We start from the raw sequence: 284 nt of genomic DNA on the forward strand, positions 1-284 counted from the left end.
GGCTGAATATCTCAACGCTCAGTTCGGTGCGGTTCGTTTTGCGTACAACAAAGCTCTGCACATCAAGAAAGACGCTTACCAGCGGCACGGCGTAAATTTAAACCCGCGTAAAGACCTTAAACCGCTGCTTGCAGTGGCGAAAAAAATCCCGCAGATATGGGTGGCTTAAAGAATATGACTCCATAGCATTGCAGCAGGCGGTGATTAACCTTGACGTGGCTTTCTCCAACTTTTTTAATCCGAAACTAAAAGCCCGTTTTCCCACGTTTAAAAGTAAGCATGGC

At 46.5% G+C, this 284-nt stretch carries 1 pseudogene; it reads left to right on the top strand.

The features are described 5' to 3' along the window. Window positions 1-284 (top strand): annotated as a pseudogene (locus tag BHE89_RS01390) (helix-turn-helix domain-containing protein); the annotation flags it as partial.

Source organism: Shigella sp. FC1967 (assembly GCF_001743005.1).
Classification (GTDB): domain Bacteria; phylum Pseudomonadota; class Gammaproteobacteria; order Enterobacterales; family Enterobacteriaceae; genus Proteus.